The following is a 6770-nucleotide window of genomic DNA, read 5'->3' as shown; positions in this document are numbered from 1 at the left end:
ACCTACTACCTTTGCAGAGCTTGAGAATGCCGCAAGAGTCCTCAATAAGGACGGTGTAGCTGGTTTTGCCTCAAGAGGTAAGGGCGCAGCTGCAGTAACTCAGATTTCCAGCTATATCTATAACTATGGTGGTAGATATCTTGAAGATGGAAAGGCTGTCTTTGATAGCCCAGAGGCAATTGAAGCAATCCGATATTATGGCAAATTGCTTGGCAATTATGGACCACAGGGCGTTACCAGCATGTCTTGGGAGAATGTCATGCCTGTGTTCCAGGCTGGAAAGGTCGCAATGTGGACTGATGCAAGTGTCTTCTATGGACAGATTGTTGATCCCGCAAAGACAGAGATTCCTGCTGAGGATATCGGGGTAGCACAGCTTCCAAGAGGTCCAAAGGATGATTCCCCGTTCATCGTAGTTTCATGGGGCATGGCAATGTCCTCCGCTTCCAAGAACAAGGATGCTGCGCAGAAGTTCCTCGACTGGGCTACAAGCAAGGAACTTGCCAAGGAAGGTATGTTCACGAACATCACCATGGCACGAGATTCTGCTTGGGCAGATGCTGATGTTAGGGCAGTTATGAATCCTGGTTTGGTTGAGACACAGGCACATGCTGCAAAGAACGGGTTCCCGTTTGACCGACCGTTCATGAGTTCTGTTGGACAGGCGCGTGACCTGATCGGTGAAGTTATCATCGAATCCATCAATACCAAGGGTACTTCAAGTAAGCTCAGTGCACTTGCCAGTGAGAAGGCAGATGCTGTAGATGAGCTCCTGAAGGCCGATGGTGAGTACGGACTCTAAGTAAGTAGTAAAAGGAATTGGCCGACCGATACTCTCGGTCGGCCTATCGTATTGCAAGGAGTTTTCCCATGGTCAAACAAGGTTTCTTAGAAAAAAATCTGCGCTATATTTTCCCACTTCCTGCCGTACTGTTTGTAGTGATACTTATGGTATTTCCGGTGGTGTATACATTCTTTCTCAGTTTTACTGATTGGTCATTGACCAGTGGGAGACCCCTCTCTGTTGTGGGACTGGAGAGTTATTTCAAGGTGCTCAAGGAACCTAGGTTTCTTGAGTCTCTGGGAAGGACTTTCTATTTTACGTTTGGTGCTGTAATTGTAGAAATGGTTCTTGGGACTGTCCTAGCCCTAATTCTCAACCGGAAGTTCAAGGGTAAGGGAATGGTGAAAACCTTGTTGCTGTTGCCCTTGGTTGCAACTCCGGTCGCTATCGGTATTGTTTGGAACCTGTTCTATGACCCGACAATTGGTATTCTGAACTATGTGCTCAGTGTGTTGAAGCTCCCACAGAGTGGTTGGGTCAGTGATGCAAGGACTGTTATGCCTTCCTTGATCATGGTAGATATCTGGCAGTGGACTCCTATGATAACCATCATCGTACTAGCGGGTCTTGCTGGCTTGTCCACTGAGCCGTACGAATCGGCCATGGTTGATGGGGCGAATGGAAGGCAGGTCCTGTTTCAGATAACGCTTCCCATGTTGATGCCGACCATCCTTACTGCGGTAATCCTTCGGGCGATTGATGCACTAAAAACCTACGATATCATCTACTCGATGACTGGAGGGGGGCCGGGGTATGCTTCAGAGAACCTGAATGTCTTGGCTTTTAAATACAGCTTTGAATACTTCAGGATGGGACAGAGTGCTGTTATGTTGGTCTTCCTGTTTGCTATCGTCATGCTCTTCAGCTTGATGGTGATGCGCGTACGCAGAATTTTCGAGTTGTAGGAGGCGAGGCATGCAGCGAAAAATAGTTCATTCAATTCTTTTTGGTATCATGCTGTTTTTGATCATCGTACCAATTTTATTCCCCTTCATCTGGATGCTGATGAGTTCGTTCAAGACGCAGGTTGATATCATCAGTTGGCCCCCAAAGTTCATCTTTACCCCGGTGATGCAAAACTATGAGCGGGTGTTCATCGAACAGGATTTTCTGCACTACATGAAAAACTCAATCATTGTATCGGTGGTGAGTGTATTCTTCTCACTTATTCTTGGGCTCCCCGCGGCCTACTCAATTGCTCGCTATAAGCAGAAGAAACTTTCTGTCTTCATCCTGATAGCACGCTTGATGCCCGGTATCTCATTCCTTATGCCTTGGTACATTGTTTTTTCAAGGCTTCACTTGATGGACAGCTATGTAGCCTTGATTCTCAGCCATATGCTTATTGCACTTCCTTTAGTGGTGTGGGTAATGGCTCCCTATTTTGATTCTGTACCTCGTGAACTTGAAGAGGCTGCTATGGTGGACGGACTGACACAACAGAGTGCGTTCCTCAAGATTTTGTTGCCTCTCTCTGGTCCTGGGGTGGTTACCGCCACAACGTTGAGTTTTATCTTCAGTTGGAACAACTTCATGTTCAGCCAGGTGTTGAGCCAGCAGAAAACGAGAACGCTCCCCATCGCAGTATATAACTTCCTCAGTTATGTAGAAGTTGACTGGGGTGCAGTCATGGCAGCAGCTGTTACCATTATGGCCCCGGCAATTATCCTTACGATGTTCTTCCAGAAGTATGTTGTAAAAGGACTTACGATGGGAGCTGTGAAAGGGTGATAGTAAGAATAACCTCCTTGCCGGATTAAAATTTCAGCAAGGAAGTTTTGTATATAGCTGATGAGACAAGCTGAGAATATTTGGAATTGTTTACTCAGTTATTGCTTTTCAGAACCAATTCCATTTTCGTACCGCCAATATGCTTACTGATCACCTCACACTTGATGATGAAGAGAAAAAATATCGGCCCTTCGGCTTGAGAGAGTGCTTCATAGTTTCCTTGTCCCTTACTGATGATTAGATCTGCACCGTCATACAATTTGAGGAACGCAGGGTCAGCTTCGCTCAGGATCAACCCAGGTGTTTTGCTCCCGCTGGAAACAATGGTAGCCACAGAATCGAGACCACAGTCCAAGGCATCCTTGACCAATACATCATTGAGAATCGGTTGTCCTCTGGTGACGTAATACAGTTCAAGTTGTGGGAATGCTTTTGCAATCGTTTCCAACAGTACTTTGTCAAAGACGATTTCTCCAGCATTATCCCCAATATACATCAACCGTTTTGCCGAATGTAGAGATTGTTTGAAGGTGTCGAAATCAAACAAGGAAGTTGTTTCCTCTCCCTCTGCATCCTGTGACTGTTCGAGAATCCTTGTAATCTCTCCTTGTACGTCAATGCCATTGGGGAAAGCCCCATAATCGATGATATTTCCTGCACAAGCCAGTTTTACCGCTGTCTTCAGTGGGTTTTGCGAGTCTCTTACGATTTTCCTCAGATCATCTATCACCGCTAGTGCCTGTGTATTACTCATTATTTTCACAGAACGATAGGGATCTTCCTCTCCTGATTTTTCTACAAACAGTCGTTGTATATGGTAGGCCATCGCAGGAGGAGTCATGTCCAATGGGAAATGCTTAAGTTCATTACCGACTTCGTCCATGATTTGCTTGATTGATTCAGGAGAAAGGCCTAAAAGTTTCCCTGATGCGAGTACCTGATTGAAGAAACAGGGTATGCATTCGAGTGTGGTATTCATGGGAGCGAATATACCATATTTCAGAATATCTTAGTAGTTGATGTTCAACATATGTATCATTGAATACTTGATTTACCTATTGAGTCATATGCTTGCTGTAGTGTTGTGCGTTTCTCTGGTCTCCTCCTTTACCCTCTGCTATACTGTAGTAGAGGGTTTCCTATATGAGAAGGATTGGTGTTCACGAAACTCGGTTCAAGGAATATGGGAACGATGATGTTGTTGCCCTGTTTTCCAGAGCGAGGGAATATGAATACAATCTGCTCGAAATCAACGGAGAGCGCTTGCTCTCTCTGTCTCCTCTTGGGCTCAAGCGCATATCGTTGGAGGCAAGAAACTTCCAGTTGGATCTCTCTTATTCACTTACCCTTGGACCTCTCTACGATCTTTCATCGCTGGATGAAGAGGTGAGAAAGAGAGGATTCTCAACGGTTGAAAAAATCATCAGGAACATTGGGCAGATGGGAGGAGGAAGTCTGAATGGGACCTTCTATACATCTACTCCTCCATTACTCCACATGGAAAACCAAAAGGATCGATTATTCGAGCAGAGTGTAGGAAGTCTGCGGTCTTTGGCAAATATCGCTGAAAATGAGGATGTCTTGTTGAATATCCGCCCGGTAAATCGCTATGAACACTATTTTCTAAACACTGCTTCTGACGCGCTCCAATTTGTTCGAGCAGTCAATCATCCAGGCTGTGGCATTGATCTTGATACCTTCCATATGAATATTGAGGAGTCAAACATGCTCGCTGCTTTCGAGCAAGCTGGGTATTATCTGCACTGCATCCATATCAGGGAGAACAATGGGCAAGCGGTTGGCAGTGGAGCGTTGCCTTGGGCTCTTATCAAGGAGAGACTCGACCTCATGCACTATGAAGGTCCACTCGTACATGCTCCTGAGGCCATAAAGATAGCACCATTTGAGGGAAAGCAGATCAGGAGGTTGCTTAGTTAGGAGCTTTCCTTCCTTCCTGAAATTGAGTAGGCTGTTTGCAGGAGTAGATATGAACAAATTGAATTAATGATGATACCACTGAAATTACCATGGCCCCTGGTGTATCCAGAAGGGTTCTCTCCCATACTCCCGATCTGATGCTGGTAGAAGTAACCTTTGCCTTAGGTGCGGTAGTACCAGTCCATAATCACCCTCATCAGCAAATCAGCTATATCAAGGTAGGGCGTTTCTCGTTTACAAGTAAAGGAGAATCTGAAGAAGCAGGCCCTGGTGATTCCTTGGCCTTTGCCTCGAATGTGGAGCATGGAGTCACCTGCTTGGAAGATGGTGTGGTAATAGATTGTTTTACTCCTGCACGGGAAGATTTTCTATAGAATTCCTTAACAGATACCCAAAGATTGGTGGAACTCTCGTACACATTTATTGCTTTCTGCTTCCAGTGTGCTCTTATTTTCAGCAGAGGTCTTTATTTGCCCAGAGCAAAGAATAGTTGTATGTTATGTATATTAACCAAGGAGGTTTTTTTTCATGAACATGACTTATTTTCTTCCAACGAAACTTGTTTTCGGACAGAATACACTTTCGACGCTCCACGAGCAGTCACTTCCCGGCAAGAAGGCGTTAATCGTTATTTCCAGCGGTACATCGACCCGTAAATACGGCTATCTTGGCCAGGTTGAAGATCAATTAAAGCAAGCTGGAGTCTCTTATGAAGTCTTTGATAAGATCCTTCCTAACCCAGTGAAGCGGCATGTAGAAGAAGGTTCTGCACTTGCCAAGGAGAAAGGCTGTGACTTTGTAATCGGTCTTGGTGGTGGATCGGTCATTGACTCAGCGAAAGCGATTGCCATCATGGCAACCAATGATGGAGATCTTTGGGACTATATCAGCGGAGGCTCTGGGAAGGGCCAGCCCATGAGTAAGAAACCACTGCCCATTGTTGCTATTACCACTACAGCAGGAACCGGTACAGAGGTAGACCCTTGGTTGGTCATAACCAAGGAAGAGACCAATGAGAAGATCGGTATGGGAACTGAGGATACCTTCCCGACGCTCAGTATTGTCGACCCAACACTGATGATTAGTGTACCTCCCCAGCTCACAGCATTCCAAGGTTTCGATGCACTCTTTCACAGCACAGAAGGGTATCTCAACAAGACAGCAAACACATTCAGTGACCTCTATAGCCTGGAAGCTATCCGGCTAATCGGTAAAAGCCTACGAACAGCTGTAGCGGACGGCAAGAACATTGCAGCACGTGAGGACGTAGCACTTGCAAATACCTTGGCAGGATTAGTTGAATGGACCAGTGGATGTATCAGTGAACACTCACTGGAGCATGCCATGAGTGCCTTCCATCCTGAGCTTGCCCATGGTGCAGGACTGATCATGATAAGCAAGGCCTACTACACCCATATTGCCGAGAACCATATTGCAGATGAGCGAATGGTCGCCATGGCTAAGGCTCTTGGCAAGGAAGATGCGACTGAGGCAATGGATTTTGTGAGAGCCTTGGAAGATCTCCAGAAGGATTGCGGGGTAGCAGAACTCAAGATGAGTGACTACGGCATGAGGGAAGAAGAGATTCCTTCGATGGTGAAGAACGCCAGAGAGAACATGGGTGGTCTGTTCGAGGTTGACCCTATGATACTCAGTGATGAGGATTGTCTCAAGATTTACCAGCAATCATTTAAGTAAACAATCTTTTTACAGTAGTATTCCCGCTCCCAGTACCGCAAGTACTATCAAGGGGGCGGGTATTTTCCGTGTAAGCAACAAGAGCACCGTGAAGAGGAGTACTAGGAAATTCTCGATGTTCAAGCCGCTTTTCTGCAACAACAGAATTGCAGCGGTGGTAATGAGCCCCCCTGCCACTGCATTGACTCCTCTCAGGGATAACCTTACTGCCTTGATCCCTTTCAACTTCTCCCATACAGGATAGACAAAGAATATGAGTAGTGTTCCCGGAAGGAAAATTCCAATTGCTGAGAGTAAGGCAGCTGCAATCTGGAACAGAGTGCCATGTCCACGGGCTGCCATGCCTCCTGCATAGGCGCTGAAGCTGAACATGGGGCCGGGTAATCCTTGTACAAGGCCGTATCCAGTAAGAAACTCCTCATTGCTCATATACCCCTTTGTCTCCACCAATTCTGCAATCATGACGGGGACTACCACCTGTCCTCCTCCAAATACCAGGTAACCGTAACGGTAGAATGCCTCAAACAGCGTGATAAGCAGGTGATGGGTTAGGGTAGAG

General features: G+C 46.2%; 8 protein-coding genes. 6 read left to right on the top strand and 2 right to left on the bottom strand.

Going from position 1 to position 6770, the window contains the following annotated elements:
* The 3 genes from JF818_RS08085 to JF818_RS08075 all read left to right on the top strand — a co-directional run.
* On the top strand, positions 1–802 hold an 802-nt coding region (locus JF818_RS08085), incomplete at its 5' end, for an extracellular solute-binding protein (protein ID WP_198891513.1).
* Between the two features lie 68 nt (positions 803–870).
* Entirely contained in the window at positions 871–1749 is an 879-nt protein-coding gene (locus JF818_RS08080; protein ID WP_198891512.1) for a carbohydrate ABC transporter permease, read from the top strand.
* Between the two features lie 10 nt (positions 1750–1759).
* Positions 1760–2575, top strand: coding sequence for a carbohydrate ABC transporter permease (locus JF818_RS08075; RefSeq protein WP_198891511.1), 816 nt, complete (start codon positions 1760–1762; stop codon positions 2573–2575).
* A gap of 94 nt (positions 2576–2669) precedes the next feature.
* Here the strand turns inward: JF818_RS08075 and JF818_RS08070 are convergent, their stop codons facing one another.
* A complete protein-coding gene (locus JF818_RS08070; protein WP_198891510.1) occupies positions 2670–3554 on the bottom strand; it encodes a DUF89 domain-containing protein in 885 nt (294 codons plus the stop codon).
* A 164-nt stretch (positions 3555–3718) separates the two neighbouring features.
* Between JF818_RS08070 and JF818_RS08065 the strand changes: the two genes are divergently transcribed.
* The 3 genes from JF818_RS08065 (at position 3719) to JF818_RS08055 (ending at position 6211) form a co-directional block, all read left to right on the top strand.
* Positions 3719–4513 carry a sugar phosphate isomerase/epimerase gene (locus JF818_RS08065; RefSeq protein ID WP_198891509.1) on the top strand — a complete coding sequence of 265 codons (795 nt, stop codon included), beginning with the start codon at positions 3719–3721 and terminating at the stop codon, positions 4511–4513.
* Between the two features lie 89 nt (positions 4514–4602).
* The gene (locus JF818_RS08060) at positions 4603–4887 is read left to right on the top strand and encodes a cupin domain-containing protein (protein ID WP_198891508.1); all 285 of its coding nucleotides are present in this window, start codon (positions 4603–4605) and stop codon (positions 4885–4887) included.
* A gap of 154 nt (positions 4888–5041) precedes the next feature.
* On the top strand, positions 5042–6211 hold the full coding sequence (locus tag JF818_RS08055; protein WP_198891507.1) for an iron-containing alcohol dehydrogenase: 1170 nt from the start codon (positions 5042–5044) through the stop codon (positions 6209–6211).
* Positions 6212–6220: 9 nt separating this feature from the next.
* Here the strand turns inward: JF818_RS08055 and JF818_RS08050 are convergent.
* The coding region (locus JF818_RS08050; protein WP_198891506.1) for a chromate transporter at positions 6221–6770 on the bottom strand (550 nt) is incomplete at its 5' end.

This window comes from Sphaerochaeta sp. S2 (assembly GCF_016406725.1).
In the GTDB taxonomy this organism is placed as follows: Bacteria; Spirochaetota; Spirochaetia; order Sphaerochaetales; family Sphaerochaetaceae; genus Sphaerochaeta.
Note: the sequence above shows the minus strand (reverse complement) of the source record. Positions and strands in the feature narration are given on the sequence as shown.